Consider the following 26,475-nt stretch of genomic DNA (forward strand, 5'->3'; position numbering starts at 1 on the left):
CACGAAAAGAGAAGGCCCTCCCGTGTCATCAGGATCAGACGGATGAGACGAGAGGGCCCATGCTCACCGGCGGTTGAAGACGCGCTCGCTGGGGACGAGCGATGCCGCTGGGGACGGCACCTGACCACCGCGGCGGGAGCTGGTCTCAGAATACGCCCGGCGGGGTGGATTGGACCCGCTATCGGACGATACTCAGCAATCTCATCAGTAGAGCATGAACGAGATCGCCTCGATCGCGGGGAAGCCCCCGATCTCGACGTCCAGCCAGTACGTCGCGCCGTTCCCCGCCGCGCGCGGGCGGCTGTCGCTGTCGCACGTGCCGACCGCCGATCGCGTGCGATCCCACTCGAGCGGGGACGCGCTCTGCACCGTCTGGCCGGCCGCCAGCGTCACGACCATGTCGCTCGGCTCGGTCTGGCAGTCCGTCGACCGCCACCACGTGTCGGAGCCGCTCGTCACCGTGAACACCTGCGTGGTCGTGCCGACGTTGAGCGTGCAGTCGACGTCGCCGTCGTTGGTCAGGCTGATGGAGAACTGCGGGTTCTCGTCCGCGGCGTACGACGCCTTGTCGGAGACAGCCTCGATCGTGAGGTCCCGCTCGATGCACGGCTGCGCGACCGGCGTCGACTCGGGAGACGGGGTCGCGGGCGCGGTCGTGGCCGCGACGGTCGGCGTCGCCGACGGGCTCGGCGTGGAGCTGGAGGGCACCGGCAGCGCCGTCGCGGTCTGATCCGCCGCGGCGGGCACCGGCGCCGCCGCGGCATCCGACGCCGCGCTCTTCCACGGCTGGGCGATGAGCAGCCAGATCCCGGCCGCGATCGCCACGATGACGATCAGCACCGTGAGGCGACGGCGCCGGTAGACGGCAGGAGAATGCCGTCTGCGCCTCGTCGCTTCGCCGCTCATACCTCCACGGTACGCGCGGGCGCGTCAACGGCACGTTCGGCGCGCCCGATGCGCAGCGCCCCGAGCGTCAGAGGCGCTTCAGCATCCGCGTGTTGCCGAGGGTGTTCGGCTTCACGTGCGCCAGGTCGAGGAACTCGGCGACGCCCTCGTCGGGGCTGCGGATGAGCTGCGAATACACGTCGGGGTCGACCACCTGCTCGCCGATCGGCGCGAACCCGCGGCGCGTGAAGAAGTCGACCTCGAAGGTCAGGCAGAACAGGCGCGTCAGGCCGAGCGTGCGGGCGTTCGTCTCGAGCGCCTCGACGATGGCACGCCCGACACCGTGGCGCAGCCACTCGTCGGCGACGATGAGCGTGCGGATCTCGCCCAGGTCCTCCCACATGCAGTGCAGGGCGCCGCATCCGATCAGCCGGCCGTGCTCGTCCTCGGCGACGACGAACTGCTGCACGGCCTCGTACAGGACCACGAGGTCCTTCCCCAGCAGGATCCGCCGCTGCACGTACGGATCGAGCATCCGCTGGATGCTCTGGACGTCGTCCGCCCGCGCCGCGCGTACCCCGAAGTGTGCCACCCGTCCAGCCTAGGCCCGGCGGTTCCCGGACACGCGCACCGTGAGCTACGCGTGCCCCGAGCGCTCTCGCTCAGCAGGCCCCGATGGTTCCCGGGAACCCGCTGAACTCGATCCGATTCCGGACGATGTTCGTTCCGCCGTCGGGCGTGAAGGAGATCCAGAACTGGTCCTGACCCGATCCGGTGTTGAAGTCGATGTCCACACCGGCTCCGACCACCTGGTTGCCCGACCAGACCGAGAACCCCTCGTTCGGGAAGTTCGTGTCGTTGTTCTGCTGGATGTTCGTCACCACGAAGTTCGAGGTCGGCAGTCCGCACGCGTTGGAGACGGTGATGTGCATGCGGAAGTTCCCCGCACCCGGCAGGTCGCACATCGTCGCGGTGAGCTGCGGGACGCAGATGTTGATCGAGCCCTCACCCTGCCCGTCGGGGAAGTCGACAGGCGTGCCGTCCTGGATGCACTGCACCAGGTAGGTCGCCATCGGGCCGTCCGTGTCGTCGCAGCTGCCGCCCGACGGCGGCGCGCCAGAGCCGCTGGGGTTGATGAGACAGTGCAGCGCGTCCTGCGTCAGCCCCGGTGCCACGATCGTTCCGACGAAGGCGTCGTTCGACACGTTGTACACGTTGTCGCCCTCTTCGGGGAACGTGCCCGTCGCACCGAGCGCGAGGGTCTTCCGCACGTAGCGCTGAGGCTGGTCGGTGGATTGGTTGAGCCACAGCTGCGACCGGTCCGGATTGTCGTAGAAGGTGACCAGGACGGCGTCGCAATCGCAGCTCGCCTCGGCCGCCGCGGTGATCTTGAACTGGAAGTCCCAGTGCGTGTTGGCGACCGTGCACCCGGCGACGCCGACGTTCACCGGATAGCTGCCTCCCGTCGCGTTTACCGAGCCGACGCACGGAGGCAGTGACGCCGATGCCTGCGGCACCACCGCGGCGTACGCGACGACCGGCGCCGCCCAGGCTGCGCCCTTGACCACGCTACGGCGGGTGAGGCCGGCGATCTTCTCGTTCGTGGTCTCGTTCGTGTCAGGACTGGTCATGACCTAGGCTCCCCAGATGCTCGAGTCGTGGTGCGCTGCAATGCGATGAGCGTCGTCCGACACCTTGTCCACCCGGCGCTCGGGTCACGTCGGACGCGACAGATACGATGAGTATCATCGACGATTGCGCGAGATGTCAATAAGTCGTCTGCCGTGCGGGACGCTTCCCGTGCAGGCTCTCGTAGACGTCGTCGAAGAAGACGTCGATCTCCTCCGCCCCGGTCACCGGCCCTCCGGCGAGGAGACCATCTGCGCCGAACAGCACCGCGGTCGGTGTCGCCCAGTCATCGATCGAGCCGCGGACGTAGCCGTGCGGGTCGTGCAGCGACTGAGGCTCGTCGAGCTCGACGAGAGCGCTGTCCTCGGGCGCAGAGCTCAGCAGGAACCGCACGTCGAGTTCCGGCATGAGCTCGCGGTATACCTCGACCTTCTCGATCACCGGCCGGCACGATGAGCACGTGGTGGACACGGCGAGCAGCAGCAGCGGCCGGTGCGATGCGATCAGCCGGAGGTTCGAGGTCGTTCCGTCTGCGAGCGTCACCGGGACGGCCGGAGTGCGCGTGCGGACGTAGTCGAGGCTGCCATCGATGTCGTCATCGGCCGGCTGCGTCGCCGCGGGGGATGCCGGAGCCTCGTGAGCGGTCTGGTCGGGCCACATGATCAGCGCCACCGTGACCGCCGCGGTGGCGATGCCGACCAAGAATGCCCAGTCTGTGATGCCCATGGCGACCGCGCCGCCCAGCAGCGGCGTCGCCCCGATGACAGCCGTGGACGCGAGAGCGAGGAGGGTGAGCCAGACGTTCCGCACGACGGTCGTCCGGGTGATGCGCTTCTGAGCGCCGAAGCAGGCGCAGGACGCGTCCTCCGAACGCGAGGCGGCACGTGCGACGAGCACCGTGTAGGTGAGCATCAGCGCGAGCGCCGCGAGCGACGCCAGCATGCCGAGCCAGCCGCCGAGCAGCGCGACGGCGATGCCGAGTGCGAGCTCACCCCACGGATGCAGTCGCAGAAGCCATGCTCGCCGGAACGCGGCCGGGACGCCGAGGGTCGCCCATTCGCTGAGCTCGTCCGGGGTGCGCAGCTTCGCGACTCCGCTTGCGACGAGGACGCCGGCGAGGATCAGCGGAAACGTAATGAGGAGTCCATCGGGCATGGTCCGAGAGTACCCGGCGCTGCGACCGGCGACGGTTGCGCAGTCCCGCCCGGAACGACGACGGGGCGGATGCCGCAGCATCCGCCCCGTCGTTCGTGGATCAGGTCAGTCCGAGCCGATGACCAGGTCGGGGCTCGCGGTGATCTCGCCGCCGCCGACGACGCCGACCGCGACCTTCTCGCCGCGCGGACCGCTCTCGAACGTGAACTCGCCGTCGACGGCGTCCACCTTCACGTGGTCGCCCGAGTCGAGCTCGCCGTGGAGGATCTGCTCGCTGAGCCGGTCCTCGACCTCGTGCTGCATCGCGCGGCGCAGGGGGCGGGCGCCGAGGGCCGGGTCGAACCCGATCTCGATGAGGCGCTCCTTGGCGGCCATCGACAGCTCGATGGTCATGTCGCGGTCGAGCAGTCGCTCCGACAGGCGCTTCGTGAACAGATCGACGATCTGGATCAGCTCGTCCTTGTTCAGCTGCGGGAAGACGATGATGTCGTCGACGCGGTTGAGGAACTCGGGCTTGAAGTGGCGCTTGAGCTCCTCGTTGACCTTGCCCTTCATCCGGTCGTACGACGTCGCGGTGTCACCCTCGACCTGGAACCCGACCGGGCCGCCGGCGATGTCGCGGGCGCCCAGGTTGGTGGTCATGATGATGACCGTGTTCTTGAAGTCGACGACGCGGCCCTGACCGTCGGTCAGACGACCCTCTTCGAGGATCTGCAGCAGCGAGTTGAAGATGTCGGGGTGCGCCTTCTCGATCTCGTCGAACAGCACGACCGAGAACGGCTTGCGGCGCACCTTCTCGGTGAGCTGGCCGCCCTCTTCGAATCCGACGAACCCGGGAGGGGCGCCGAACAGACGTGAGACGGTGTGCTTCTCACCGAACTCCGACATGTCGAGCGAGATGAGCGCGCCCTCGTCGTCGAACAGGAACTCCGCGAGCGCCTTGGCGAGCTCGGTCTTTCCGACGCCGGTGGGACCGGCGAAGATGAACGAACCCGAGGGGCGCTTGGGGTCCTTCAGACCCGCGCGCTGGCGGCGGATCGTCTTCGACAGGGCCGAGATCGCCTCTTCCTGGCCGATGACGCGCTGGTGCAGCGCCTTCTCCATGAAGACCAGGCGGCTGGACTCCTCTTCGGTGAGCTTGAACACCGGGATGCCGGTCGCCTGGGCGAGCACCTCGGCGATCAGGCCCTCGTCGACGACGGCGTGCGAAGCGACGTCGCCCGAGCGCCACTGCTTCTCGAGGCGCAGCCGCTCGGCGAGCAGCGACTTCTCCTCGTCGCGCAGCGACGCGGCCTTCTCGAAGTCCTGGTCCTCGGACGCCTTCTCCTTGTCCTCGCGGACCTTGGCGATCTTCTCGTCGAACTCGCGCAGCTCCGGCGGGCTCGACAGGATCGACAGCCGCAGGCGGGCGCCTGCCTCGTCGATCAGGTCGATGGCCTTGTCGGGCAGGTAGCGGTCCGAGATGTAGCGGTCGGCGAGGTTCGCCGCCGCGACGATCGCGCCGTCGGTGATCTGCACCTTGTGGTGCGCCTCGTAGCGGTCGCGCAGACCCTTCAGGATGTTGATCGCGTGCGGCAGCGAGGGCTCGGCGACCTGGATCGGCTGGAAGCGGCGCTCGAGCGCGGCATCCTTCTCGAAGTGCTTGCGGTACTCGTCGAGCGTCGTGGCGCCGATCGTCTGCAGCTCGCCGCGGGCGAGCAGGGGCTTGAGGATCGAGGCGGCGTCGATCGCGCCCTCGGCGGCGCCGGCGCCCACGAGGGTGTGGATCTCGTCGATGAAGACGATGATGTCGCCGCGCGTGCGGATCTCCTTGGTGACCTTCTTCAGGCGCTCCTCGAAGTCGCCGCGGTAGCGGGATCCGGCGATGAGCGAGCCGAGGTCGAGCGAGTAGAGCTGCTTGTCCTTGAGCGTCTCGGGGACGTCGCCCTTCACGATCGCCTGTGCGAGGCCCTCGACGACGGCGGTCTTGCCGACGCCGGGCTCGCCGATGAGGACGGGGTTGTTCTTGGAGCGGCGCGACAGGATCTGCATGACGCGCTCGATCTCCTTCTCGCGCCCGATCACCGGGTCGAGCTTGTTGTCGCGCGCGGCCTGCGTGAGGTTGCGGCCGAACTGGTCGAGCACCTGCGATCCGCCCTGCGCGCCCGAGGGGGCCTCTTGAGCTGCACCCGAGACGGCGGCGGGCTCCTTGCCCTGGTAGCCCGAGAGCAGCTGGATGACCTGCTGGCGCACCTTGTTCAGGTCGGCGCCGAGCTTGACGAGCACCTGGGCGGCGACGCCCTCGCCCTCGCGGATGAGGCCGAGCAGGATGTGCTCGGTGCCGATGTAGTTGTGGCCGAGCTGCAGCGCCTCGCGGAGGGACAGCTCGAGCACCTTCTTCGCGCGCGGCGTGAAGGGGATGTGGCCGGTCGGCTGCTGCTGACCCTGGCCGATGATGTCCTGCACCTGCTCGCGGACGGCGTCCAGCGAGATGCCGAGGGACTCGAGGGCCTTGGCGGCGACGCCCTCGCCCTCGTGGATGAGGCCGAGCAGGATGTGCTCGGTGCCGATGTAGTTGTGGTTGAGCATCTTCGCCTCTTCTTGGGCGAGGACGACAACCCGACGGGCACGGTCGGTGAATCTCTCGAACATCGGTCTTCCCTCCGGCTCGGGGCCACGAGCCCACTGCAGGCGCTTTACAAGAAGGGTAACGACGGGGCGAGACCGAAATGCCCGTGTTCGCCAGGGGCATACGGGCGATCGGATGCCGGGGGCGCGAGGACGCCGTCAGCCGGCGCTGCCGCGCGCGCCGACGACGTCGGCGAGGGCCGTCCGCATGCCGCGGCCGTAGCGACGGTAGTTGCCCGAGGCGGCCTGGGCGAGGACGTCCCAGGTCCGCCGCGGTCCGCGCGGGCTGCTGCGGACCTTCAGATGGGCGTTCCAGCGTGCAAGCTCGCGGACGTCGTCCCGCCGATGCGGAGCCCACGCGGACTCGTGCTGCTGCAGGCGACCGATCACCAGAGACGATCGGCCGACGTCCTGCGTGAGCTGCTTCGCCGCGGAGGCGCTGCGTCCCTGAGGCTCCGTCCCCTTCTTGGCGTCCCGGAGGGCTCTGGTCGTCTGCCCGGCATGCGTGCGATAGAGGGTGAGTGGCCGCGGGTCGGCGACGAAGTCACCGTGGGCATACGCCAGCACCGTGATCCACGCGTCGTGGAGGACGAGATGGTCGGGCGGGTCGAGCTCGGCGGGGAACGGCAGCACCAGTTCGAGGAGGCTCCGCCGGATGACCATCGTCGACCCCCAGATGCCGCCGTGGATCAGCCGGCGAACGCCCTGGGTTGTCCCCTGCAGGGACCGCACCGTCTCGTCGTCGACGCGCCCGATCGACCACAGCCGCCGGCCCGTGGGTTCGCCCTCCTGATCGATGAGCGCCGCGTCGGAGAACCACATCGCCGTTCCGGGGTCCTCGAACGCCGAGGCCGCGGCCTCGAGCTTGCGCGGGTCCCAGAGATCGTCCTGATCGCACAGCGCGATCGCCTCGCCCGTGCACCCCTCCAGCGCGCGTGCCAGGTTCCTGTTGAGCCCGACGTGGTCGCCCCCGAGCAGGATCACGGGCACGGGGCTCGACCGGGCGAAGTCGCGCACGAGCTCGACGGTCCCGTCCGTCGAACCGTCATCGGCGATGACGATCTCGCCGGGGCGGACGGTCTGATCGACGATCGACTCGAGCTGGGCCCGCAGGAACCGCTCGCCGTTGTAGACGGGCATGGCGACGGACACGGATGCTGTCATCGGCCGTCCTCCTTGCCCAGGGTCCCGGCGATCGGGAGCTCGACGACGTCCGATCGCTCGCCGATGAGCACGAGCGTAGCGCCCGTCGGGTTCTCGGGTCCGTCGACCGTCGCGATCGTCGTGCGCGGGGCCATGTCCATCGTGCACACCTGGTCGTCGGGCGGCGTCTCGAACGTGACCGTCACCTCGCTCTCACCGGTCGCCGCGGCGCTCTCGACCACGGGCGGGCAGCCCGAGGACCCCCACGTGAGGATGACGAGCATGCCCCTTCCCGCCCATCCGGCGCTCGGGGCGTAGTCGGTCGGGTCTCCGGGCATCCCGCTGAGGCGGGCATCGCTCTCGAGCGTGACCTCGCCCGAGTAGTCCCCCTCGACGACCACGAGCAGGTCGGCCGATGGGTCGACGCCCTCCGGCGCCGGAACGTAGGTCGCGCGCGGCGCGTAGTCCGCCGTGCACACCGCGTCTTCGGGGTCGGCCAGGTCGACGGTCAGACTGCCGATGTGCAGGTCGGCGGCGACGAGGCTCGGCTCGCACGACGAACTGCCGTAGGTCACCACCCCGATCCCGCGACCGTCGTCGAGCCACGCGGCGGCGACGTCGGACCCGGCGTCGGGCTCCTCCGACGCGGTCGGCGTCTCGGGCGACCCGCTGGGCGCGCCGCAGCCGGTGAGGACGGCAGCGACGGATGCGGCGACCACGGCACCCCAGATCACACGTGCCCGCATCAGGACCCCCTCGTCGTCCGCGACGTCACGACCTCAGCGTAGAACGCGCCATGGGCGGTTGCCACCGCGTCGTCGTCGAGCAGGCCGGTGGTGGACGGCGCCGCGGTGGCGAGCGCGGCGCGCAGCGCCCCGTCCCCCGCGAGCCGCTCCAGCGCCGCCGCCAGCGCGGGTGCGTCGCGCGCAGGGACCACGAGCCCATTGACGCCGTCATCGATCCACTCCGCGGGCCCGCCTTCATCGGCGACGATCGTCGCGCACCCGGCCGCGAGGTACTGGAGCACGTTCTGCCCCAGAGGTTCGGGCCGCGTCGAACACTGCACGGCGATGTCCCAGCGCGCGAGCACCGCATCGAGATCGTCGACGTGCCCGAGGAATCGCACACGGTCGCCGAGACCGAGTTCGGCCGCACGCGTCCGCAGCTCCTCCAGGTGCGGTTCCGTGCCGAACTGGGGCGCGCCGGCGAACTCGAGCACGGCATCGCCGTCCCCGAAGGCCCGGGCGAAGGCCTCCAGCAGCAGCGCCTGCCCCTTCCACGGGTCGATGCGCGCCAGGATGCCGATGCGCAGCGGACCCGCCTCCCCGCGCGCGGCGCGCGAGGCACCGGGCAGGACCGGATGCAGGCCGGCCGCGCTCGGGATGACGGCGGTCACGGCATCCGGTCGCAGCCACGGACGAGCCGACTCGAGCGTCGCGCGCGAGTTCGCCACGACGCCGTCGGCACGGGGAAGCGCGATGCGCGTCATCATGAGCAGCCCCGAACCGCCCAGAGCCTCGGCCTCGACCATGTCGCGAAGGTGGAGCACGAACGGGCGGCGGGACGTGCGCGCGGCGAGCGCCCCGTAGGCCGCCGCTCGCGCGGTGTTCGCGTCGACGACGTCGGCGGAGCGGAACGCCGGGTCGAGCCGTGTCGCGGCGGCCTGCAGCATCAGCCGCACGGCGGCTCGCGCCACCGCTCCCAGCCCGCCGCCGCTCACGCCGGCCGGCTGCGCGACGCCGCCGGTGCGAATCGGCACCCGCCCGCCGAGCGGGGCGTAGACGCCGCCACGGCCGCTCGGCGGCACCAGCAGCGCCGGACGCCAGGGCACCGGCCCCCGCAGCATTCGCATCAGCGCGTACTCGGCGCCGCCTGCCGCCGACGTGTGATCGAGGTGGAGCACGCGCGGTGCCGCGGAGTCCGTCACTGCGGGTCCGCCTCGCCGTCCGTCAGCAGTGACGCCGGATCCTCGGCGGCTGCCAGGTACGCCTCGACATCACCGCGGGGCATCCGGAGCAGCGTGCGCGCGAGAGCGACCACGGCGGGCACTTCTTCGCGCACCATCTGCTGATACGCGTCGTCGCCCTCCCCCTGCGGGTCGAGGACGTCGTCGTCCGCCGGATTCATCGGTGCGGTGCGATGATCGGCCATGGCCGACACCATCGCGACCAGATCGGACGGGGCGTGCGGGGGCGACGGCACCGGCAGCGTCGCGGCGATGCGTCCGGCCTCCCGGAGCGTGAACGTCCGCCGGAGCGCGGCCGGAACGTACGAGAGCACCTGCTGCTGCTGGGACCGGCTCGCGACGAGGATGAGGTCCGACGAGGCGATCAGGTCCTCGGTGATCTGGGTCGCGCGATGATGCGAGCCGTCCGCGCCGAGCGCGCGCACGACCTTCTGCACGCGACGCCCCATGGGCTCGCCGACAGGCGCGGTGAGCCCGGCGCTGCGCACACTCACCGACTCCGACACCGCAGCCGGCAGATACCAGCCGGCCCACGTCTCGAGCAGGCAGGCCGCCAGCGGCGACCGGTGGATGTTCCCCCGGCACACCGTCAGGATCGAGAACGCCGGCATCATCGGACGTCGGAGTCGACCGCGGCGGGCATGACGGGCCGCGAGCCGTGAAGGTTCTCGTAGACGTCGCCGATGAACTCCTCGATCGCGGTGAAACCGGTGACCGGTCCACCGGCGAGGAGTCCGTCCGCGCCCAGAAGCAGAGCGGTCGGGGTGCCCCAGTCGCCGATCGACTGCCGCAGGTACCCGCCTTCATCGTGCAGCGACTGGGGCTCGCTGTGGTCGGTGGCGGCGTGGTTTCCCGGGGGAAGCTCCGACAGCATCCGGATGTCGACCTCGGGGAGGATGGGGCGCCAGTCGGAGGCCTTCTCGATCACCGGCGTGCACGAGCCGCACACCGGGGAGACGGCGAGCACCAAGATGGGCTTGCGCGACGCCAGTGTCCGCAGGTTCTCGACAGTGCCGTCGGCGAGTGTCACCGGCACCGCGGGCGTGCGGATGCGGATGTACTCGAGGTCGTCCTCGCCCCCCGCGCGCGCCGGCTCGGGCGCCGCGATGGGGGTCTCGGTGCGGCCGGCGGCATCCGACCACACGACGAGGATCGCCGTCGCGGCGGCCACGGCGACCGCGATGAGCCACAGCCAGTCTTCGCCGCCCAGCGCCGTGACGGCACCGCCGAAGATCGGGTTCGACCAGATGACGGCGACGGATGCGGCCGCGATCAGCAGCAGCCACGCATTGCGCACGACGGTGGCGAGCGTCACGGTCGATCGCTCCCCGAAGCAGGCGCACGACGCGTCGCCGGCGCGACGGTAGGCGCGGACGATCAGCCACAGATACGCGGCCATCAGCGCCGCCGCCGCGAGCGCGGCGAACGCGCCGAGCACGCCGCCGAGCAGCACGAGCGCCGCAGCCAGCACGAGCTCGCCCCAGGGGTGCAGTCGCACCAGGAACGCCCGTTGGAACACCGCCGGGACGCCCAGCTCCGCCCACCCCGCGACGTCGTCGGGGTGCCGCAGCTTCGCGATCGCGCTCGCGATCAGCACCGCGGCGAGCACCAGCGGCAGCGCGATGGAGAGCGGACCGGGCATGCCCCGATCCTAGGTGTACGTGCAGGGCATTCGCGCTCCCCGGTCCCGACCCGCGAAGATGAGGGAACCATATCGATGAGGAGGCGCCGTGCGCGTACTGCGGATCTCGCACAGCGCGACCGTGCCCGCGTGGCGCGGTCGGGAGCGCGCGCTGCGGGGTCTCGGCGTCGAGGTGGAACTGCTCGCGGCGGCGCGATGGCACGCCGGCGGGACGGAGGTGTCGCTCGACCAGGGCGACGAGCCGCAGACCCATCCGGTACGCACGTGGGGCCGCCACCCGGCCCTGTTCCTCTACGACCCTCGCCCGATCTGGCACGCACTCGGCGAGCGCTGGGATGTGCTCGACCTGCATGAGGAGCCATTCGCCCTCGCGACCGCCGAGGTGCTGCTGCTGCGGGCGCTGCGACGAAACCGGGCGCCCTACGTTCTCTACACGGCCCAGAATCTGCGCAAGCGGTACCCCGTGCCGTTCCGCTGGCTGGAGCGGTTCGCACTGCGCGGCGCTTCGGGGATCTCGGCCTGCAACGGCGAGGCCGCGCAGATCGCGGAGGACAAGGGGTTCGCCGGTCGCGCTCGAGTGATCCCCCTGGGGGTCGACCCGGCCGAGTTCGCGCCTGGACCCGCACGCACTCCGGGCGAGTCCGACGCCGTCGACGCCGGCTTCGTCGGTCGCCTGGTGCCCGAGAAGGGGATCGACGTGCTGCTGGACGCTGTCGCCCGTGAGCCCCGGCTTCGCATTCGGTTCGCCGGCTCGGGCCCGCTCGCCGACGATCTCGCCGAGCAGGCGGCGGCGCGCGGCATCGGCGACCGCGTCCGGCTCATCGGCGCGCTTGCGCCGGAGGCGGTCGCCGACTTCTATCGCTCGGTCGACGTGGTCGCGGTGCCATCGCTGCCCCGCGCCGGCTGGACCGAGCAATTCGGGCGCGTGGCCGTCGAGGCGATGGCGTGCGGCACGCCCGTCGTGTCGAGCGATGCGGGGGCTCTCCCCGACGTCGTGGGCGGCGCGGGCCTGGTCGTGCCGCACGGCGACGCATCCGCTCTCGCCCGAGCGCTCATCGCCGCGAGCGGGCCCGAGCGCGACGCGCTGCGGGAGGCGGGGCTGGCCCGCGCCGCGGAATGCTCATGGGACGCGGTGGGCCGCGAGTACGTGGACCTCTACCGCTCGGTCACGCACACGGCATCCACCGAGCGAGAGCGCGGGGTCGAGATCGTCGTGGTCGCGTACGGGGCGCCGGATCTGCTGCGCGAGGCGCTCGAGCCCCTCGCCGGCATGCCGGTCACGGTCGTCGACAACTCGTCGATGCCCGCGATCGCCGCGATCGCCGAGGAGTCCGGCGCCCGCTACATCGATTCAGGGGCGAACCTCGGATTCGGCACCGCCGTCAACCGGGCGCTGCGCGAGCGGCTGCTGCCTGGCACCGACGTGCTGCTGGTCAACCCGGACGCACGCGTCGCGCCCGAGCAGATCGCGATTCTGCAGCGCGCGCTGCACCAGGATCCTCGGCTGGCGAGTGTCGGCCCCTCCCAGACGGATGAGGCCGGGCACGATGCGCGCGTCGAGTGGGTGTTCCCGTCGCCGGCGAACGCGTGGCTCGAGGCGGTCGGCCTGGCACGCCTGCAGCGCGGACCCCGCTTCGTGATCGGCTCGGTGCTGCTGCTGCGCGCCGAGGCGCTGGCCCAGGTCGGCGGGTTCGACGAGCACTTCTTCCTCTACGCCGAGGAGACCGACTGGGCGTATCGTGCGCACCTTCTCGGATGGCGCCATCGCGCCGTGGCCGAGGCCCGCGCTGTCCACGTCGGCGCCGGCACGAGCGGCGACAGCCGGCGGCGAGAGCTGCACTTCCACGCGTCGCAGGAGCGCTACCTGCGCAAGCATTTCGGATGGGCCGGGTGGCAGGCGGCCCGGATCGCGATCTGGTCCGGGGCCCTCGGGCGAGCCACCGCTCTGCGCGGCGAGCGGGCGCGGGGGGCCCGCCGGCGGCTGGCGATCTACCGCCTCGGTCCTCTGAAGGCCGAGGCGCACCTGGCTCAGGAGGGCGCCTCATGACCCGCATCGTGCAGATCGTGCCCAAGATGGCGACCGGCAGCGGCGTCGCCGGCGTTGCGTTCAACCTCGATCGCGAGCTGCGCGCGCTCGGCGCCCACGTCGAGCGGTTCACGCTGCGCGAGGCGCTGCGGGGCAAGCCGATGCGGGTGGGGAAGGGATGGCGCCGCGAGCGCTTCCTGCAGGCATGGCGCGTCGTGTGGTTCAGCACGGTGGGAACCCGCCGGGCGAGGAAGTTCCTCGCAGAGCGCCCCGATGCGGTCTCGATATGCCATAACAACGTGATGGCAGGCGACGTCTACGTCAACCACGGCGTGCTCTTCGCAGCGATGCGGGCCCGCGGCCACGGCGTCTGGCGGATGGTGCGCAACCCCACGCACGTCTTCACCTACGTGCGGGATCTGATCCGCTATCGCAGCGGCATCCATCGGGCCGTCGTCGCCCTGACCACCGGCGAGGTGGAGACGATGCGACGAACATACGGACGCATCCGCCCGCGGACGGTCGTCATCTCCAACGGCGTCGATCTGGAGCGCTTCCGCCCGCCGACGCCCGATGAGCGCGCGGTGGCCCGAGGGAATCTGAGCCTCGAGGATGAGCACCGGGTCGCGCTGTTCATCGGGCACGAATTCGATCGCAAGGGACTGCCCATCGCGATCGCGGCCATGGCCCACGCCCCGACGGTGCTCCTGCTCGTGGTGGGCGGGCAGCGCACCATGGTCGAGCAGGCGCACGAGATCGCCGTCCGCCACGGCGTCGCCGACCGCGTCATGTTCGTCGGCCAGCGCGCGGATCTGTTCCCCTACCTTGCCGCAGCGGACATGTTCGTCTTTCCGAGCGTGTACGAGTCGAGCGGCCTGGTCTTCCTCGAGGCGCTCGCCAGCGGCCTGCCGGTCGTGGCGACTCCGGTGGGCGTCGCGGCCGACCTCGTGGTGGACGACGTCAACGGCTACCTGGTCCCCCGGGAACCGGCGACGATCGGCGACCGTCTCGAGCGCATCGCCGCCTCGGACCCCGAGGGGTGGCGGACCCGGTCGCGCCAGAGCGTGCTGGGCTACTCGTGGCGCGCGATCGCGGAGCAGTACCTCGATCTGGTGCACGAGCTCGAGCGCGAGCACGAGGCCGAACGGAGCGGGCGATGACGGCCCCGCTGCGCATCGTGCAGATCGCACCCCACATCGCCGCCGGCAGCGGCATCGCGGGAGTAGCGTACGAGCTCGAGCGCCAGTTCATCGCAGCCGGCGCGAGCGTCGAGCGCTTCACATTCGACGAGGCCCTCGGGCGCGCCGTCGATCCGACGACACGGACGCGCCTGGCCCACGCGTGGGACGTCGTGTGGTTCAGCACCGTGGGATCCCGACGTGCGAAGCGCCATCTCGCCCTCCGTCCGGATGCCGTCTCGATCTGCCACAACGATGCGATGGCCGGCGATGTGTACGTCAATCACGGACTCCTGCAGACGGCCATGCGCGCACGGGGGAACTACGCGTGGCGCATGGTCCGCAATCCCGTGCACCTGTTCACCGCGGCGCGCGACCGCATCCGCTACCGCGGCCACACGCATCGGGCCGTCGTCACGCTCAGCGACGAGGAATCCCGGCGTCTCATCGAGATCTACGACCGCGTGGCCGCGCCCATCACCGTCATCCCGAACGGCGTGGACCTGGACCGCTTCCGGCCGCCGACGGATGCCGAGCGCGCACAGGCCCGGGCCGCGATGGGACTCGCCGCAGACGACCGGCTCGCCGTCTTCATCGGCCACGAGTTCGACCGCAAGGGACTCCCTCTGGTCCTCGAGGCGATGCGCGGGATCGACCGGCTCCGGCTGGTCGTTGTCGGAGGGACGCCGGATGCCGTCGCGGCCGGGCGCCGCCTCGCCGCCCAGTATGACGCCGCCGAGCGCGTGACGTTCGCCGGCACGGTGGCCGACCCGGTGCCGCATCTGTGGGCGGGTGACCTCTTCGTCCTGCCGAGCGCGTACGAGTCCAGCGGACTGGTGTTCCTCGAGGCACTCGCGTCCGGCCTGCCGATCGTCGCGACCCGTGCGGGCGTCGCCCCCGAGCGCATCGACGACGGAGTGAACGGATTCCTCGTCGACCGCACCGCCACAGATGTCGAGAGGGGCATCAGAGAGGTGCTCGCGCTCGACCACGGGACCGCCCGCGTGCGCGCTCGCGAAAGCGTCGCCGACCTCGGGTGGCCGGGCATCGCGGCGCGGTACCTCGACCTCGCCCGCACGCTCGCGCGGGACACCGCCTCGGGCCCGCTGCGCATCCTGCACGCCGTCCGCTCCGACGGCTTCTCGGGTGTCGAGCGGTTCATCCTGCAGCTCGCCCTCGCCCAGTCGGCCGCCGGTCACACCGTCTCGATCGCGGGCGGCACCCCCGACCGCATGCGAGAGGTGCTCGCCGGAAGCGGCATCCGCCACCGCGCGGCGCGAACCACCCTCGAGGTCGCCCGCGCAATCCGCGACATGCGTCACGACGTAGACGTGGTCAACACCCACATGACGGCCGCGGACCTCGCCGCGACGATCGCTCTGGGCGCGACCCGGCGCCGGCCCGCGGTCGTGTCGACGCGCCACTTCGCCCGGCAACGGGGGTCGATCGGTCCGGTGCCGTACGACCGGATGGTGCGGTCTGTCGTGGATCGCGAGCTGTCGATCAGCGACGCCGTCGCCCGCGCGGCCGGCGTGCCCAGCACCGTGGTGCACACGGGGCTGCCCGACGCCGACGCGATCGCCACCGCAGGTGAGAGCCGCCGGATCCTAATGGCCCAGCGGCTGCAGCCCGAGAAGGCCGCGGCTGTCGGTCTGCGCGTGTTCGCGGCGAGCGGTCTCGCCGCGAACGGGTGGGAGCTGATGATCGCCGGTGATGGCCCCGAGCGCGACCGGCTGGGACGTCAGGCGCGCGAACTGGGGATCGACGGCGCCGTGACGTTCCTCGGCTACCGCACCGACGTGCCGGAGCTCATGACGACCAGCGACATCCTGCTCGCGCCGTGTCCGATCGAGGGTCTCGGGCTCACCGTCCTCGAGGCGATGCGCGACGGCCTGCCCGTCGTCGCGGCCCGCGGCGGCGGGCATGTCGAGTTGCTGGAAGGTCTCGATCCGCGCGCGCTGTTCACGCCAGGGGATGCGGCCGCCGGTGGCCGAGCGCTCCGAGCGCTCGCGGATGACCCCCAGGGTCGTGCCGCGCTCGCTCTGGCGGCGCGCGACAGGCAGAGGGCCGCCTTCACGCTCGACGTGCAGAGAGAGCGGACGGACGTCGTGTACCGGGCGGCGATCGCCGCGCGACGAGGCACGCACGGAGACGGGCCGTGACCGACCTGGTCGTCGTCTCACTCGAAGCCTGGGACGACGTGTGGCGACGGAACCAGCACCTCGTCTCGCGACTGCTCGACGCGGATCCGGCCCTGCGTGTGCTATTCGTCGAGCCGGCCGCAGATCCGCTGCATGACCTCGCTTCTCGCAGGATCCCCGGGCGCGGCATGGCGCCGACTCCGGTCGAAGAGTACAGGGGGCGGCTGATGCGCTACCGACCGGTCAAGCTCCTCCCCCGCCGCATCGATCCAAGCGCGGACGACCGGCTCGCACGCGCCGTGCGCACGGTGGCCGTCCGAGCGGGGATGACCGCCCCGCTGCTGTGGCTGAACGCACCCACAGCCGCCCCGCTGGCGAGACTGACAGGATGGCCGGCGCTCTACGACATCACCGACGACTGGGCGGTCGCGGATCGACCTTCGTCCGAACTCGACCGCATCCGCGCCGATGAGGCATGGCTCCTGGAGAACGCCACCGTCGTCGTCTGCTCGTCCGAACTCGCACGGCGCAAGCAGCCATTGGCCGGGGCGCCCGTCGCGCTCATCCCCAACGCCGTCGACGTCGACGCCTACCGCGTGCCCCGTCCACGGCCGTCCGATCTCCCGCCCCGCTCGGCGGTCTATGTCGGAACGCTCCACCGCGACCGGCTCGACGTCGACCTGTGCATCGAGACGGCACGAGGCCTCGGTGATCGCGGCCGCGTCGTGCTCGTGGGTCCCAACGCGCTCGACGCGACCGACTCGGAGCGTCTGCTGGACGGCGGCGTGCTGATGCTCGGTGCCCGACCGCGTGATGAGGTGATCGCCTACCTGCAGCACGCGGATGTGCTCATCGTCCCCCATATCGTGTCGCCGTTCACCGAGAGCCTCGACCCGATCAAGCTGTACGAGTACACGGCGGTGGGCCGCCCCGTGATCTCGACACCCGTCGCGGGCTTCCGGGATGCGCTCGACGAGAGCATCCGCACCGCACCCGCGGTCGTCTTCGCACGGGCCGTCAGTGCGTCGATCCCGGCGGCGACGACGTTCCCCGAGGGGGCGGACGCGGAGGTTCCGGGATGGGACGAACGCGCGGCGGCGATGCGTGCCATCATCGAGCGGATGCGGTGAGACTCCTCCGCGACAGCGAAGAGGGCCCCGCCGCGGCGAGGCCCTCTTCGTGACGACGTGGATGCGTCAGGCGCTGATCTGAAGCCAGGTGACGGTGCCGTCGAGCACCGTGAGGCCGGAGCCCGGGGCCGTCGGCTCGGTTCCACCCGAGGTGCCGGCCACGGTGCACGACAGGTACTCTCCCGTGCTGAGCACCACGACGTCGTCGACGTCGTAGGCCGTGTTCGGCTCCCAGAGCACGATGACGAGGCTGGCGAGGCACAGCTTCTCTGCCGCGGTGAACGTGGTCGACGGGCACGAATTGCCGTTGATCGGCGGCACGGCCGGCACGTTCGCCGTGACCGTGATGAGCGTCGTCCCGCCGTCGATCGTGTAGGTGACCTCCAGCAGGCCGTTCGAGCTGCTCGGCGCCAGCTGGGTCGCCAGCACCAGGTTGGGGTAGCTCGTGTTGGCTTCGAGGGTGAACGGGTTGGTGGCGGGGATGCAGCCGTCGAGGTTCACCGCGGCGACCTGGCCGAGAGGCGCGCCGTCGAGGGTCGCGTTGGTGATCTCGAGGGTGATCTCCGAGTTGGTGTTGTTGTTCGCGGAAAGCTTGAAGGCATATCCCTTGAACAGGCCGTTCGAGTTGCCGGGAAGCTTGCAGCCGAGGCCGGCGAGCTCGAGGATGCCCTCCGATGCCACGGCGGCGGGCACGGTGGCGGCGACGGCGATCGTCGGCGCCGCCCAGGCCATCGCCTTCGTCACGGTGCGCCGGCTGATGCCCTGCGCCTTGTCCGGCTGGTTCTTTTCGAGGTCTGTCATGATTGTTTCCTCCGGGTCTGAGTCTTCGCGGGTTTGTCTGAGACGCCGGTTGCTGTGTGGTCATCCCGAGCTCGAGGAACACCCCAGTCCGAGCCCTCCCTTGTTCAGGGGGAGACACTCTGGATGATACCGTATGGCGACCCCCCTGCAAGGGGACAGAAACGTGATCGAAACAGTCGGCGCCCGAACCGCCGCACTGCAGCCCGCCGCATCCGTCAACGGGCGCCGAAGCGGCTGAGGAGGACGATGCAGCGCTCGCCGCAGCAGCCGGGCCTGATCGCCCAGCTCCGCTCGATGCTCGAGATGGCCGGCGCCCGCCCGCTGCCGTGGATCTCGGGGATCATCGCGGTGTCGCTGATCCTCGCCGCCCTCGACACCCTCGGCGTCGCCGCCATGGTGCCCCTGACGCAGCTGATGACCGGCGCGAGCACCGACAGCGGCGCGCTGAAGATCCTCGCCGACACGTTCGGCACGTCGGACCCGGCCGAGCTGATCCCGATCGTGGCCCTCGTGGTCGCCGGGCTCTTCATCGGCAAGAGCATCGCCGCGATCTTCTTCCGGTGGTGGCTACTGGGCCGGACGTCCAAGATCGCCGCGCTGTCGGCCACCGAGCTGCTCAGGCGGTACGTGCTGGCCCCCTACGCCGACCATCGCGCACGGCGCGTCAGCGAGGTGTACCGGTCGATCAACGAGGCGACGAACCAGTCCGCCTCGGTCCTGCTCGCCCTGGTGAGCCTGGTGACGGACATCCTCGTGCTCACCGCCATCGGCGCCGTGCTCGCGGTCGCCGCCTCGACCGTGACCGTGCTGACCATCGCGGTGTTCGCCGTCGCCGTCGTCGGCATCCAGCGCCTCCTCCGCCGGCGCCAGTCTCGCATCGGCGAGGAGATGGCGGCGGCGAGCCTCGAAGCCTGGTCGTTCCTCATCCCCGGCCTCGACGGATTCCGCGAGGCGCGCCTGACCTCGAGCGCCTCGGCGTTCGTCGAGGGATTCCGCAAGGCGCGCCTGCGCAGCGCCCATGCGGCGCGGCAGATGGGCATCGTCGCCGAGGCTCCGCGGTACGTGCTTGAAATCGGGTTCATCGTGGCGATCCTCGTCATCTCGGTGCTGCTGTTCACGTCCTCCGACCCCGCGACGGCGTTCACGGTGCTCGGCGTCTTCGCCGCGGCTTCCGTCAGGGCGATCCCGACGCTCAACCGCGTCACCGGCAGTCTCACCACGATGCGCGTCGGCCGCGTCGGCCTCGGCATCTTCACGCGAGCGGCATCCGAGCTCGCCGCCGGCGGCGCCCACGACGAGGTGCCCCGCAGCGACGAGCGCTACGCGGGCGACATCGCGATCCGCGACCTGAGCTTCGCGTACCGCGGCTCGGACGACCCCGTGCTTCGCGACCTCACCCTGACGATCGCGGCGAACCGCACGACGGCCTTCGTCGGCTCCAGCGGCGCCGGCAAGTCCACCCTCGTCGACCTCGTGCTCGGCCTGCTCGAGCCGACGAGAGGCACGATCGAGTGCGGCGGCCGCTCCATCCTCGACGACCGCGCCGCCTGGTATTCGGGGCTCGGCGTGGTGCCGCAGGACGTCTTCCTCGTCAACGACACGCTGCTGGCCAACATCGCCTTCGGCGTGCCCGAAGCGGATGCCGACCTCGACCGCGTGCACGAGGTCATCCGCATGGCTCAGCTCGAGGAGGTGGTCGCGGGCCTCCCCGAAGGCCTGCACACGACCGTCGGCGACCGCGGCGTGCGCCTCTCGGGCGGCCAGCGACAGCGGGTCGGCCTGGCGCGCGCTCTCTACCGCCGCCCGTCGGTGCTCGTACTCGACGAGGCCACGTCCGCTCTCGACAATGTCACCGAGCACGAGATCGCGATGACCCTCGAAGGACTCAAGGGCACGCTCACCATCATCATCGTCGCCCACCGCCTGTCCACCGTGCGCAACGCCGACACGCTCGTGTTCCTTCAGGACGGCACGATCTCGGCGAAGGGTCGGTTCGACGAGGTGCGGCGCGAGAACGCCGACTTCGCGCGCCTCGTGAAGCTCGGCGAGCTGACCTAGGCCGCCGCCTCGTCGAGGGCCGCACGGATTCGTGCGCCCTTGGCATCCGAGCGGGTGGGCGGGGTGGGGTTCCAGGCCGCATCACGGACGGCCGCAAGAGCGCCCCAGCCGATGCCGATCGCAGTGACGCCGAACCGCGAGGCCTTTCCAACCAGGCCCGGCGCCCGCACGACGGACCGGAACTCCCGCCCGATCCATCGGCGAAGCACGGGCGAGCGCAGGCCGCCGTCGCGCGCAAGGAGCACCATGTGGTTGCGGCGGGCGTACAACTTGTACCGTGTGTCGAACCGCGCGCCCGTGACGTGCGGCGCAGGGAGATGGTCGACCACGGCTTCGGGCGCGAACACGGCGCGACCCCCGATCGCGCGGACGCGCAGGTAGATATCGGTGTCCTCGCGCATGGCTGTGCCGGGATAGTCGTCGCGGAATCCGCCGAGGCGTGCGATGACGCTGGTGCGGAACGACATGTTCGCCCCGATGCCGTGGTCCACGTCCACCGGCTCGGTCGGCAGCGACGCGAACCCCTCCGTCAAGCCGCCGTCGGGCAGAAGCCGACCGACCGGCTGCGCGTAGTGCTCCTCTCCGTCGATCCCGTTGCATGTGCGGCCGGCGACAGCGGCGACGGCCGCGTCCTCGAAGGCCGCCAGCACCGCGGCCTGCCAGCCTGGTCGAACGACGACGTCGTCGTCGAGGAAGCTGACGACCCGGCCTTTCACCGACAGCAGCGCAACGTTGCGCGCGCGGGTCATCCAGCCCGCGACGGAGGTGTCGTGCACGTACTCCGCCGTCGGGAAGGCGACATGAACCGCATCGCGGTCGCTCTCGGGCGAGGCATCCACGACCACGACCTGCGTGGACTCGCTCACGTCATTCCGCAGCGCCTCGAGACAGCGGGTCAGGTACGAGGAACGTCGATAGGTGACGATGCACACGGTGTGACGGATCTGGGCTTCCATGGCCTCTCGGGGTTGTGTTCGCTGGGCATACTACCTTGGTCGTCATGCCCTCGCGCACGAGCTTCGCACTTATCATCCCCACCCACCGACGACCGGGATTCGTGCGCGAGGCCGTCGACAGCGCCTTGCGCCAGCATCGTCCGTTCGATCACATCATCGTGGTCGCCGACGGCGAGGACGACCCCGCGATCGCAGCGCTGGCCGACGCGCCGGTCGACGTGATCGGAATGCCCCGCCGCGGCGTCGCGGCGGCGCGCAATGCCGGCGTCGAGCGCGCGACATCCGACTGGGTCTGCTTCCTCGATGACGACGACCTGCTGCATCCGCACTATCTTGCGCGCATCGCCGAGACGGTCGACGCGGACGCCGACGTCGGGGCGATGAACTGCTGGTACTGGACGTTCGCCGCGGACCCGGCACGCGGCAGCGAGATCACCGCCGCCTCGCTCGACGAATGCCTCGCCGCTGCCGCGTCGGCCGAGCCCCGCCTGGACATGAACTACCTCGAGATCGAAGGGCGCAGCTTCGATCTGCTGCTCGAGCGGCTGCGCGGCTCCATGAGCACGGCCGCCGTGCGCCGAGAGGTGCTGCTGCGCGCGGGAGGCTTCCCCGAGGGGATGACCTGTGCGGAGGACTGGACGATGTACGTCAACGTCGCGCGCTTCACGGAGTGGCGGATCATCCGGGAGCGGCTGGCCTTCTTCCGCGACCACGGCGGCACCAATACCCGCACCGGGTGGGCCGCGAACGGCCTCATCATCCTCCGGGCGATCCGCTCCTTCTGGGAGCCGAGCACAATGCCGACTCCCCCGCATCGCCCGCTGGACGCGTATCGCCGCGACTATCGCTTCGTCCTGACGCACACGCTGGACGCCGCGGTCCGCAGCCGTGACTTCACGACCTACCGCCAGGCGCTCGCGACCGCGGCTTCCGTGCTCCCCCGGCGCACCGACCGTCTCCGCGCGATGACACCCCGGCTCCTCCGGCGCGCCGCGGCCTTCATCCGGCGGACGGCCCGCTGACCTCTGCGGGGTCGCCCCCGGGCGGTTCGGGGATCGCCGCCACGCGGAGCCAGTCCGACGACCGGAAGGTCGACAGAACCGACGCGATCCTCGGATGCCGCGTCCGTCGGAGCCACGCCCGGTACTCCGCCGGACCTTCGATCTCGGGGGCGTGCCCCGACCACGCGAACTTGCGCAGGATCACGTCCGGCGTCCGCACCCACGAGAAGTGCAGCACCGCACGGTCTGGGTCGATCACACGGTGCACCTCGACGCCGCGCGGCTGCCACGGATCGGTGCCGCGTCGGTCGAAGTCCACGCGATACAGCGGGACGTCCGCCTGCCGGGCCAGGCGGAGATGCGCGCCGGGACGGAGTGCGAGAGGCCCGGGGAACGACGCCGCGACGCGACCGAATCTCCGGCACTGCTCCAGGTAGCGCCCGGGGCTGATTCGCGCGTACAGGCGCCGCGAGGGGTAGTCGAGGCCGTCAGCGTCGGCCTGATCCGCGAGCGCCAGCGAGGCGAAGAAGTCCGGCGCGTCGGTGATCACTTCGTCAGTGTCGAGCTGCAGGACCCAGTCGGCGCCGTCGGATGCAGCGTCCAAGGCCGTTTGGCGTTGCAGGGTGTCGTTCTCGAGCGGAGCACGCGCGGTGTCCGAGAAGTCGCCGGCGAGTTCGACGCACTTGCCGTCGACGTCGATCTCGCGCACCATCTCCCGGCACACGTCGACCGGGAGCGGTGTGCCGGTCCAGGAAGTCGACGTGCGATCGAAGCACACGACGATCCGATCGACGTGGTCGTAGTAGGCGGCGATGCTCTCGCGAAGAAATGTCGGGTCAGCGAGCAGCGCGTACGCGCTCACCCTCATGTCATGGCCCTTGTCGATCGTCACGAGTCACGAGTGTAGGGGGCCCGCCACTACTCTGATTCCCGTGGGAACCGGTGCGGACACGGAAAGCGACATCACGTCGGCGTACGTCATCCTGTCTCACAGTGAGCCGAAGCAGGTATTGCGCCTCGCGCGCGCGATCGTCGCATCGAGCCCGGGAGCGCGCGTCCTCATCGCTCACGACGCCCGATCCACTGCCCCGCCGGTCAGCGATGATCACCGCATCCGCGTCCACCAACACGGTCTGGCGACCGATTGGGGAAGCTGGGAGCTCGTCGAGGCGGCGCTGCGCTCCTTCGCCCTCGCCCGGTCCTGGGCGGATCCGGATCTGGTGTGCCTGGTCTCGGGCGGCGACTACCCTGCCGCTCCCCTCCAGGAATGGGAGCGGCAGGCCGTCGCGATGGGCGGGTGGACCGGGCTCCGGCGCGAACTCCGGTACGCCCCCCGCTGGGGTCGGCGACGTGGCGAGGGAGACGACACCCTCACGCGTTACGACTACCGATGGCTGCAGACACCCGCCGCGCGCGCGGGCATCCGCTCCGACGGTGCGGTCGCCCGCCTGTGGCGCCGCGTGCGCGACGCGCTGATGCTCCGGCTCGAGCCGGCGATCTCGACCCGCACGGTCGAGCGCGGGCGCGGCGTGTACTACGGGTTCCGACGCCGGCGCCCACGCTTCACCGCTTCGCATGCCTGCTATGCGGGCAGTCAATGGATCGCCATCACGCGCGACCTGCTCGACCCGCTCCTCGACGAGGACTTCGCACCGCGCGCTTCGCTCCGACGCCTGTACCGGCAGACGATCATCCCCGACGAGTCGGCGCTCGTCACCGCGCTGTCGTGGCGCCGCCCTCCATCTGGATTGCCGCCGATCAGCCACATCGCCTGGGACCGGGACCGGGATCAGCCCCGCGTGCTCGACGAGTCCGACTTCAGCGCGGTCACCGAATCGGGTTCGCCGTTCTGCCGAAAGGTCGAGCGGGGACCCAGCGACGGTCTCATGGACATGCTCGACGCCGCTACCCGTCACCCCGGTAGAGACGCTCGTAGCAGTCCGCGACCGTTGTGAGCTCGAAGGCCTGTGCGCGTTCGCGCGACGCGTCCGAGAGCCGCTCCCGTTCGGCGGCGTCCTGCAGAAGCGATGCCAGACGACCGCCGAGTCCCGCCAGAGGAACCAGTACTCCATAGCAGCCGTCGTCGGTGACGAACCGCGCACCCTGATTGGGGGTCGCCACCACGGGGAGCCCCGCCGTCATCGCCTCCGCGTAGGGGATCCCGAAGCCTTCGTACGACGACGGCAGGCAGAACACCCATGCGGATCGGTACTCCGCGGCCAGTTCGTCGTCGGTGAGTCGCCCCAGCACCGTGACGCCGTCGGGGAGATCCGAGGGTGCATCCTGGGTCACCATCCGCAGCGTCGCATCGGGGACCCGCGGGCGCACCTCCTCCGCGAACACGCGGGCAAGCTCGGCGCCGCGCTTCCTCCCGCGCCAGGTGCCGACGAACAGGACCGTCGGCGCGCGCGACCGAGCCGATTCATCGGGGCCGAACAGTCGCGTGTCGACACCGTTGGGTATCACGGTGGAGACCCACGGCGTCCAGCGCCGGGTCTGGGGCGATATGAGCGCGGTTCTGTCGGCGACGATGCTCGCCAGCACCTCGGAGAAGCCGAGCATCACCATGCGCAGCTTCTCTTTGAGCCCGCGGATGCGGCGGGCCTCCTCGAAGCAGGACCCGTGCAGCGTGCGGATGTGCATCGGGACCCGTCTCCGCCACATCCAGTAGTCCTCGCCGTGCGCGTGCAGCACGTCATACCGCGAGAGGTCCCGGCGCCGCATGACGAAGGCGAAGCGGAACGTCCGCATGCCACCGGTCTGGGGGAGCTGGATGACGTTGTACAGCGCACCCTCGACCGGCGCGCACGGACTGTAGACGTCGACGGTGTGCCCGCGACGCGCCAGCTCGTTCGCTAGCGCGTGCACCTGGTACCCGACGCCGATCTTGCTGTCGCTCGGCAGGTAGTAGGAGATCATCGCGATCCGCAGCGGCCGATCGGCCATCGCCGCCAGCGCGGCGGCGCGCTCGGCGCGCTTCACGTCAGGCCCGCCCGCAGCGCCTCGAGCCAGCCGTGACCCTCCCGCAGGTCGGGCTCGAGGTGATTGCCCTCCGCCCACTCGTTCCACGACTTCACCCACAGCAGCCGCTCCTGCGGCGGCCGGTCTGCCAGGAGCTCGACGGCATCCGCGACGTTCCTGCGGAAGCGCTCGGGAGTCGCATCCGTCACCGCGAGACCTCGCCTGCCCGCTCGCGGCGTGTTGTCCCAGTTCGGATACACGCACGGCTGGACGTGCGGGTCGCGCGGGAAGGTCTCGGCGATGTGGTCGGAATAGGGCCACACCTCGGGTCCGCCCAGGAGCTTGCGCCGCGCACGCATCTTGAGCGTCGTCCAGCGATCGACCTCGACGGGGATCCGCATGTACACGCTGGCGTCGAAGCCGTCGGCCGTGCCCGTCGTATAGCGCGGTCCACGACCGAGCAGGTCGCTCATCTCGGCGACGAGGTAGAGCCCTCCGAGGCCGGCATCACGGGCCATCTCCTGCCAGCGATCCACGAACGCGGCAGGGTCGGGCAGCTCCTCGGGGCGGAAGACGTAGAAGACCGGCCTCCCGTCGACGCGCAGGTAGCGCTCGTCGCGGAACGCGGGAAGGATCGTCGCGAAGTGGGCGGCGTCGTCCTCGGGACCCGGGTAGCGCTGCTCCTTCAGGATGCGGTCCGGCGCGCCGTGCCACGTACCGGTCCATGTCTGGTTGGCCCACGCCAGGCAGAACGAGATGCCGGGCTCGCCCCGGTCGATCACCTCGCGGAACGGCCGTTCCAGGATCCGCTCGCCCTCGCCGAACCAGTAGTGCCAATAGGCGAAAGCCTCCACGCCGTACCGCTGGGCGAGATCGCTCTGGGCCTGCCGGGTCTCGGGGACACGCAGGTCGTAGAAGCCGAGGTCGGCGGGCAGCGTCGGCTGCACGTGACCGGGGAAGAGCTTCCGGGCGCGTGCGGTGTTCGTCCACTCCGTGAAGCCGGGCCCCCACCACTGGTCGTTCTCGGGGATCGGGAAGAACTGCGGAAGGTAGAAGCTGATCGCCCGCGCGCGCGTCGCGCCCTCCGAGGTGCCTTCCGCGCTCGGGTCGCGCGGACTCACGCTCACTCGCGTCTCCCTCCTGGAGTGGGCTGGACGGGTCCGACCCTACCAGCGGCGACCGACCGCGCCCGACGT

Annotated in this window: 22 protein-coding genes; 7 read left to right on the top strand and 15 right to left on the bottom strand. The window is 70.7% G+C overall.

Features of this window, described 5'->3' with window-relative positions; all coding sequences use genetic code 11:
* Positions 1-204: 204 nt before the first annotated feature.
* The 10 genes from HD594_RS00950 to HD594_RS00995 form a co-directional block, all read right to left on the bottom strand.
* A complete protein-coding gene (locus HD594_RS00950; RefSeq protein ID WP_184749153.1) occupies positions 205-906 on the bottom strand; it encodes a hypothetical protein in 702 nt (233 codons plus the stop codon).
* 67 nt (positions 907-973) lie between these two features.
* Positions 974-1,477, bottom strand: a complete 504-nt coding sequence (locus tag HD594_RS00955) for an amino-acid N-acetyltransferase (RefSeq protein WP_184749154.1) — start codon at positions 1,475-1,477, stop codon at positions 974-976.
* Between the two features lie 70 nt (positions 1,478-1,547).
* The gene (locus HD594_RS00960) at positions 1,548-2,516 is read right to left on the bottom strand and encodes a hypothetical protein (RefSeq protein WP_184749155.1); all 969 of its coding nucleotides are present in this window, start codon (positions 2,514-2,516) and stop codon (positions 1,548-1,550) included.
* Positions 2,517-2,652: 136 nt separating this feature from the next.
* Positions 2,653-3,669 (bottom strand): MauE/DoxX family redox-associated membrane protein, encoded by a 1,017-nt coding sequence (locus tag HD594_RS00965; RefSeq protein WP_184749156.1) that lies wholly within the window; start codon positions 3,667-3,669, stop codon positions 2,653-2,655.
* A gap of 105 nt (positions 3,670-3,774) precedes the next feature.
* A complete protein-coding gene (locus HD594_RS00970; protein ID WP_184749157.1) occupies positions 3,775-6,300 on the bottom strand; it encodes an ATP-dependent Clp protease ATP-binding subunit in 2,526 nt (841 codons plus the stop codon).
* A 135-nt stretch (positions 6,301-6,435) separates the two neighbouring features.
* The gene (locus tag HD594_RS00975; RefSeq protein WP_184749158.1) at positions 6,436-7,440 is read right to left on the bottom strand and encodes a glycosyltransferase family 2 protein; all 1,005 of its coding nucleotides are present in this window, start codon (positions 7,438-7,440) and stop codon (positions 6,436-6,438) included.
* Positions 7,437-8,165 (bottom strand): hypothetical protein, encoded by a 729-nt coding sequence (locus tag HD594_RS00980; RefSeq protein ID WP_184749159.1) that lies wholly within the window; start codon positions 8,163-8,165, stop codon positions 7,437-7,439. The genes HD594_RS00975 and HD594_RS00980 overlap by 4 nt, the downstream gene beginning before the upstream one ends.
* The gene (locus HD594_RS00985; RefSeq protein WP_184749160.1) at positions 8,165-9,346 is read right to left on the bottom strand and encodes a glycosyltransferase; all 1,182 of its coding nucleotides are present in this window, start codon (positions 9,344-9,346) and stop codon (positions 8,165-8,167) included. Before HD594_RS00985 ends, HD594_RS00980 begins: the two co-directional genes overlap by 1 nt.
* Positions 9,343-9,999: an arsenate reductase/protein-tyrosine-phosphatase family protein gene (locus HD594_RS00990; protein ID WP_184749161.1), complete on the bottom strand. Its 657-nt coding sequence runs from the start codon at positions 9,997-9,999 to the stop codon at positions 9,343-9,345. Before HD594_RS00990 ends, HD594_RS00985 begins: the two co-directional genes overlap by 4 nt.
* Positions 9,996-11,027 carry a MauE/DoxX family redox-associated membrane protein gene (locus tag HD594_RS00995; protein WP_184749162.1) on the bottom strand — a complete coding sequence of 344 codons (1,032 nt, stop codon included), beginning with the start codon at positions 11,025-11,027 and terminating at the stop codon, positions 9,996-9,998. The genes HD594_RS00990 and HD594_RS00995 overlap by 4 nt, the downstream gene beginning before the upstream one ends.
* Positions 11,028-11,115: 88 nt before the next feature.
* Here HD594_RS00995 and HD594_RS01000 point away from each other — a divergent pair, with 88 nt between their 5' ends.
* Genes HD594_RS01000 through HD594_RS01015 form a run of 4 tightly spaced genes read left to right on the top strand, consistent with a single transcriptional unit; the run spans position 11,116 to position 17,502 of the window.
* Entirely contained in the window at positions 11,116-13,074 is a 1,959-nt protein-coding gene (locus HD594_RS01000) for a glycosyltransferase (RefSeq protein WP_184749163.1), read from the top strand.
* Positions 13,071-14,213, top strand: coding sequence for a glycosyltransferase (locus HD594_RS01005; protein ID WP_184749164.1), 1,143 nt, complete (start codon positions 13,071-13,073; stop codon positions 14,211-14,213). The genes HD594_RS01000 and HD594_RS01005 overlap by 4 nt, the downstream gene beginning before the upstream one ends.
* Positions 14,210-16,393 carry a glycosyltransferase family 4 protein gene (locus tag HD594_RS01010; RefSeq protein WP_184749165.1) on the top strand — a complete coding sequence of 728 codons (2,184 nt, stop codon included), beginning with the start codon at positions 14,210-14,212 and terminating at the stop codon, positions 16,391-16,393. The genes HD594_RS01005 and HD594_RS01010 overlap by 4 nt, the downstream gene beginning before the upstream one ends.
* Positions 16,390-17,502, top strand: coding sequence for a glycosyltransferase (locus HD594_RS01015; protein WP_184749166.1), 1,113 nt, complete (start codon positions 16,390-16,392; stop codon positions 17,500-17,502). The genes HD594_RS01010 and HD594_RS01015 overlap by 4 nt, the downstream gene beginning before the upstream one ends.
* A gap of 66 nt (positions 17,503-17,568) precedes the next feature.
* On the opposite strand, the gene HD594_RS01020 is transcribed toward HD594_RS01015, so the two are convergent.
* A complete protein-coding gene (locus HD594_RS01020; protein ID WP_184749167.1) occupies positions 17,569-18,303 on the bottom strand; it encodes a hypothetical protein in 735 nt (244 codons plus the stop codon).
* A gap of 246 nt (positions 18,304-18,549) precedes the next feature.
* Between HD594_RS01020 and HD594_RS01025 the strand changes: the two genes are divergently transcribed.
* Positions 18,550-20,361: an ABC transporter ATP-binding protein gene (locus HD594_RS01025; RefSeq protein WP_184749168.1), complete on the top strand. Its 1,812-nt coding sequence runs from the start codon at positions 18,550-18,552 to the stop codon at positions 20,359-20,361.
* On the opposite strand, the gene HD594_RS01030 is transcribed toward HD594_RS01025, so the two are convergent.
* Entirely contained in the window at positions 20,358-21,317 is a 960-nt protein-coding gene (locus HD594_RS01030) for a glycosyltransferase family 2 protein (RefSeq protein ID WP_184749169.1), read from the bottom strand. The two genes, HD594_RS01025 and HD594_RS01030, sit on opposite strands and share 4 nt — an antisense overlap.
* Positions 21,318-21,361: 44 nt before the next feature.
* Between HD594_RS01030 and HD594_RS01035 the strand changes: the two genes are divergently transcribed.
* Positions 21,362-22,339: a glycosyltransferase family A protein gene (locus tag HD594_RS01035; protein WP_184749170.1), complete on the top strand. Its 978-nt coding sequence runs from the start codon at positions 21,362-21,364 to the stop codon at positions 22,337-22,339.
* Here the strand turns inward: HD594_RS01035 and HD594_RS01040 are convergent.
* Positions 22,317-23,210, bottom strand: a complete 894-nt coding sequence (locus tag HD594_RS01040; RefSeq protein ID WP_184749171.1) for a glycosyltransferase family protein — start codon at positions 23,208-23,210, stop codon at positions 22,317-22,319. The two genes, HD594_RS01035 and HD594_RS01040, sit on opposite strands and share 23 nt — an antisense overlap.
* A 40-nt stretch (positions 23,211-23,250) precedes the next feature.
* Here HD594_RS01040 and HD594_RS01045 point away from each other — a divergent pair, with 40 nt between their 5' ends.
* Entirely contained in the window at positions 23,251-24,273 is a 1,023-nt protein-coding gene (locus tag HD594_RS01045) for a hypothetical protein (protein WP_184749172.1), read from the top strand.
* On the opposite strand, the gene HD594_RS01050 is transcribed toward HD594_RS01045, so the two are convergent.
* Both HD594_RS01050 and HD594_RS01055 read right to left on the bottom strand, forming a co-directional pair.
* Positions 24,224-25,300 (bottom strand): glycosyltransferase family 4 protein, encoded by a 1,077-nt coding sequence (locus HD594_RS01050; RefSeq protein WP_184749173.1) that lies wholly within the window; start codon positions 25,298-25,300, stop codon positions 24,224-24,226. The genes HD594_RS01045 and HD594_RS01050 overlap by 50 nt on opposite strands.
* Positions 25,297-26,406: a glycosyltransferase WbsX family protein gene (locus HD594_RS01055; RefSeq protein WP_221446520.1), complete on the bottom strand. Its 1,110-nt coding sequence runs from the start codon at positions 26,404-26,406 to the stop codon at positions 25,297-25,299. Before HD594_RS01055 ends, HD594_RS01050 begins: the two co-directional genes overlap by 4 nt.
* Positions 26,407-26,475: the final 69 nt, after the last annotated feature.

It is taken from the genome of Microbacterium thalassium (genome assembly GCF_014208045.1).
Lineage (GTDB): Bacteria > Actinomycetota > Actinomycetes > Actinomycetales > Microbacteriaceae > Microbacterium > Microbacterium thalassium.

Coding starts and splice junctions, on each gene's coding strand:
- HD594_RS00990 (WP_184749161.1), bottom strand. CDS start 9,999: ATGATGCCGGCGTTCTCGATCCTGACGGTGTGCCGGGGGAACATCCAC.
- HD594_RS01005 (WP_184749164.1), top strand. CDS start 13,071: ATGACCCGCATCGTGCAGATCGTGCCCAAGATGGCGACCGGCAGCGGC.
- HD594_RS01030 (WP_184749169.1), bottom strand. CDS start 21,317: ATGGAAGCCCAGATCCGTCACACCGTGTGCATCGTCACCTATCGACGT.
- HD594_RS00980 (WP_184749159.1), bottom strand. CDS start 8,165: ATGCGGGCACGTGTGATCTGGGGTGCCGTGGTCGCCGCATCCGTCGCT.
- HD594_RS01020 (WP_184749167.1), bottom strand. CDS start 18,303: ATGACAGACCTCGAAAAGAACCAGCCGGACAAGGCGCAGGGCATCAGC.
- HD594_RS01025 (WP_184749168.1), top strand. CDS start 18,550: ATGCAGCGCTCGCCGCAGCAGCCGGGCCTGATCGCCCAGCTCCGCTCG.
- HD594_RS01035 (WP_184749170.1), top strand. CDS start 21,362: ATGCCCTCGCGCACGAGCTTCGCACTTATCATCCCCACCCACCGACGA.
- HD594_RS00975 (WP_184749158.1), bottom strand. CDS start 7,440: ATGACAGCATCCGTGTCCGTCGCCATGCCCGTCTACAACGGCGAGCGG.
- HD594_RS00950 (WP_184749153.1), bottom strand. CDS start 906: ATGAGCGGCGAAGCGACGAGGCGCAGACGGCATTCTCCTGCCGTCTAC.
- HD594_RS00960 (WP_184749155.1), bottom strand. CDS start 2,516: ATGACCAGTCCTGACACGAACGAGACCACGAACGAGAAGATCGCCGGC.
- HD594_RS00995 (WP_184749162.1), bottom strand. CDS start 11,027: ATGCCCGGTCCGCTCTCCATCGCGCTGCCGCTGGTGCTCGCCGCGGTG.
- HD594_RS01010 (WP_184749165.1), top strand. CDS start 14,210: ATGACGGCCCCGCTGCGCATCGTGCAGATCGCACCCCACATCGCCGCC.
- HD594_RS00970 (WP_184749157.1), bottom strand. CDS start 6,300: ATGTTCGAGAGATTCACCGACCGTGCCCGTCGGGTTGTCGTCCTCGCC.
- HD594_RS00965 (WP_184749156.1), bottom strand. CDS start 3,669: ATGCCCGATGGACTCCTCATTACGTTTCCGCTGATCCTCGCCGGCGTC.